At 64.7% G+C, this 3,448-nt stretch carries 6 protein-coding genes; 1 reads left to right on the top strand and 5 read right to left on the bottom strand.

The features are described 5' to 3' along the window. Positions 1-405: 405 nt before the first annotated feature. Positions 406-1,257: a peptidoglycan recognition protein family protein gene (locus tag ON23_RS37575; RefSeq protein WP_086006999.1), complete on the bottom strand. Its 852-nt coding sequence runs from the start codon at positions 1,255-1,257 to the stop codon at positions 406-408. Positions 1,258-1,430: 173 nt separating this feature from the next. Here ON23_RS37575 and ON23_RS28360 point away from each other — a divergent pair, with 173 nt between their 5' ends. Beyond that, positions 1,431-1,643, top strand: coding sequence for a hypothetical protein (locus ON23_RS28360; RefSeq protein WP_039781996.1), 213 nt, complete (start codon positions 1,431-1,433; stop codon positions 1,641-1,643). An 11-nt stretch (positions 1,644-1,654) separates the two neighbouring features. Here the strand turns inward: ON23_RS28360 and ON23_RS28355 are convergent, their stop codons facing one another. From ON23_RS28355 to ON23_RS28340, 4 genes are all read right to left on the bottom strand, one after another. After that, positions 1,655-1,936, bottom strand: a complete 282-nt coding sequence (locus ON23_RS28355; RefSeq protein WP_420847579.1) for a DUF7240 domain-containing protein — start codon at positions 1,934-1,936, stop codon at positions 1,655-1,657. A gap of 2 nt (positions 1,937-1,938) precedes the next feature. Continuing rightward, positions 1,939-2,568: a hypothetical protein gene (locus ON23_RS36190; RefSeq protein WP_143860646.1), complete on the bottom strand. Its 630-nt coding sequence runs from the start codon at positions 2,566-2,568 to the stop codon at positions 1,939-1,941. 76 nt (positions 2,569-2,644) lie between these two features. Continuing rightward, a complete protein-coding gene (locus ON23_RS28345; RefSeq protein ID WP_039781993.1) occupies positions 2,645-3,187 on the bottom strand; it encodes a hypothetical protein in 543 nt (180 codons plus the stop codon). Positions 3,188-3,217: 30 nt separating this feature from the next. After that, positions 3,218-3,448 (bottom strand): hypothetical protein (locus ON23_RS28340; protein WP_039781992.1); only part of this gene is annotated, 231 nt, incomplete at its 5' end.

Genomic DNA, 3,448 nt, shown 5'->3' with positions numbered 1-3,448 from the left:
CTCAATCCCAACACTCTAAGCTACCTGTCGGTAACCATCGGTGTCCTCGGATTCGATCGGATTGCAACCGATTTCATCGGATTATTTCCGGTCGCCCGGCTCTCGATCGGCCATCCGAGCGACAGTAGCGACAGAAGCGGCGGCCCACGACGGGGCGGCCGGGACAGCGGCGGGACAAGCGGGACGCGTCCCGCCGCTAGCTCATACGCCGAGCACAGCGCCGATACCGGCGTAGATCATCGCGCCGACCACGTGAGCGATGGTGCCCCACGGCATCGCGGCCGCGGCAGCGGACAGGCTGGACAGCATGTCGACTCCTTCGAATTGGGACGGATCACCAGACGCCGGACGGCACCAGGTGCATCAACCGCTGGATGAGCAGATAAGCCAGCCAGGGGTTGACGATCACTTCGACCTCGACTTGTCCTGGAACCCTTGGATGCCGAGCTTCGCGCCGATGGTGGCCACGGCGTCGACCAGGCTCAGGCCAGCCAGCTGCGGCCAGCCGGTCGGGGCCAGGCCGTCGCGCTGATCCTTGGACTTCGGGCCAGCCGCCTGGTCCACCAGATCGGCGGCGTGCTTGTCGGTCCACGTCAGCAATTCGCCCACCGTCGCGTCCGAACTGCCGTCCGGCTGGGTGGGGCGGGCCGCCAGAAACGCGTCCACGATTTCCTTGGCGCTGGGCATATCGTCCTCCTGGGATTCGGGGGCGGCCGGTCCGCCGCCGAGTGCAATGGCCTTGCCGATCACCACGTCGTAGGGGAAACCGGCGCCGGGGTCGTGGTGATCGGTGGCGTGCCAGGCATCCACGGTGTCCGCGTGCCCGCCGACACCGCGCTGTCCGGCCCGCATCTGCGCGCCCGACAGCTTCACCAGCGGGATGCCGTAGCGGTCGTGCCAGTCGCGCAGCACCCGCGCGGCGGCGTCGAGCTGCTTCGGCCGGGCCAGCCAGTCGGCGCGGGTGTCGGCCGCATATCCCAGGCAGCACAGGTGCAGGCCGCGTTCGTTCGCGGGACTGCCTGCCGCCCAAGGGATGTAGTTGTCGTCGTTGCTGCGGCCGATGGTCCCGTCACCGCCGACGACGATGGTGTAGCTGGCCTCCACGCGAGGGTTCGCGAGGTACTGGAGCAGGCCGGCCACCGAGCCGGTCGCCGGGCCTTCGTTGGTGTGAATCACCATCAGCTGGCAGGTGCCCGGATTGCGCGCGCCGCTGTCGTTCGGCGACAGGATCACCACATCGGCTTGGAGCTGGCTCATGTCGCGCACGGTAGGCCGCTGGGGTGCAGCCAGATTGTTTGTGATCTTCACAATACCCGCCGCTATGGGTCACGGTTTGCGCACATTAGAGGTGTGTAGGTGCCAAAACCGGCTCGGCACAATACCAGTCGGCGCGTGTATGATTCGGGGGCTTAGGAAGGCAGGTGAGAGATATGGCAATCAAGTACCTGAGCCGCGCCGGCGTCGCCGAACGGATCGGCGTGAAATACGACACGCTCAACCGGTACAAGCTGCCGCCCGCCGACGCCGAGATCGGCGACCGCAAAGGGTGGCTGCCTCAAACCATCGATGAATGGAACGAACGCCGCCCCGGTCGCGGACAGGTGAAGAACAAGCGCTGGAACCTGCCCCCGGACCTCCAGTGACGGTGGCGGGGTCAGATGCCCATCGCGGCGAAAGCGTCGAACCCCGCCAACTCGTCGGCCGCGTCGAACCCGGCCGGGACCGCCTTCAGCTCCCCGGACTCCATGTCGATGGTTTCCTCGCGGTACATCTCCCGATGCCACTCCTCGAGTTCCTTCGCGTCCATCGACTCGGTCCACAGGACCTCCACGAAGTCCAGCACCGCATGCATATCCGGCAACTGCCGCAACGGATCCGGGATACCGGACTTGATGAACTGCCCTCGAATGGTGCGCCAATTACGCGCCGCGAACAGCGCTAAGGACGCGACGGCTCGATAGGGCGGGCAGTGTCCAGAGTCGCGATCTTCTCGATGAGCCGGCCGAAGTCCTCCATGGTGAACGACTCCTCGGGATCCATCATCCGCGCCAGCAGACGACCGTACGACAGCGGCGAAATATGGTTCTTCACAAACAGATTCGCCATATCCATCTGGATCTGCGGCGGCGCGTACTTGCTGATCGCCATCGAAAACGCCTGCAACGCCTGCGGCGCAGGCTTCCGTACCTGGATGATCTCACCGTCCAGTTCGACGGTCTGGTGCTTCCACTTCGGGATCGGCTGACCGAAGCTGTCCCGAATCACCTCACCCGTCTCGACGTCGACCTCGAACTCCCCACCATCGGAATCCACCACCGCCGGCGTATACGACCGCGGCGCCGGCTCCTGCGCGACCGGTTCGCCGGACGGCTCCAGCACAGTCGGCTGCTGCTGGTCCTCGCGGACGCGTCGCTGGCGGACCAGAGCTTGCTCGTGCTCGAGTGCCGCACGTTCCGCCGCGACTTTCGCTCGTTCCGCCGCGATCTGCGCGCGCTCCTCTTCGACGTTGATGTCGTTGACCTGTCCGGCCAAATCCTCGATGCCATGCGGCGGTTCGGTAGTCGCCATGGTGTCCTCCATCCATTACTGCTGCCCTGGGGATATCGAGGGCGCACGGTAGGAGGAAGGGGTGCAAGACAGTGGTTCAGCTGTCAGTCGGTACTTGGTAGGTTCGCCGGGCGCGCATCTCGGCGGCCGGATGCCAGCCGCCTGTAGGTTTGCGCCACGGTCGGAAGAAGTTCCGCACGTGGTGCCATTGCCAACGCTCGTAATCACTGGTCAGCAGGTTAATGCGCGCGCCGTGCTCTACTACGCCCAACCGCGACGCCTCGGTCCAAACGACTCCCACCCATGGCCCGTCTTCGTCCGGGTCGTACCGGTAGGTGAGTTCGAGTCGAATGGGGTCACTCTCGGACGTCATCTTCGGGATCTCGCCAGCGTAATCCTCCGGAATCTCGATATCGCCCCAGCCATGGACGTTGATCTCGTACATGGTGTGCGGGCCCATAACCCGGAAGGTGACAGCGGCATCCCGCCAGCCATTGGTGACTGTGTGGCTGCGCTCGGTCACCACATGCCAGCCGTGAATTGTCATCTCGCGGTGCTTGAGATACAGGTTGTAGAGGGCAATCAACAACGCGCCCAGCGCAAACGGTGGAACGGCCTTGATGACGTCGGACCAACTCACCGTCCGAATGCTACGGCGACACAGGTCGTATCACTGGATGACCGGCACCGAGAACAGATCCAACCTCACGGGTCCAACCTTCCCCAGGCGGCTGGGCACCGGGTCACCCCACGCGGTGGTGTACCAGTCGATACCCCACGCCGACGTGTACCACGACACCTCCACCTTCGCCTTCATCTGCTGGCCGGGCGTGAGAGTGGCGATATCGCCGATCGGCACCGAGCCGGTGGGTTGCCGATCCTCCAACAGGAAGTAGATAGC

The organism is Nocardia cerradoensis NBRC 101014, from assembly GCF_000308535.1.
Taxonomy (GTDB): Bacteria; Actinomycetota; Actinomycetes; order Mycobacteriales; family Mycobacteriaceae; genus Nocardia; species Nocardia cerradoensis.
This window is presented reverse-complemented; position numbering and strand designations above follow the sequence as displayed.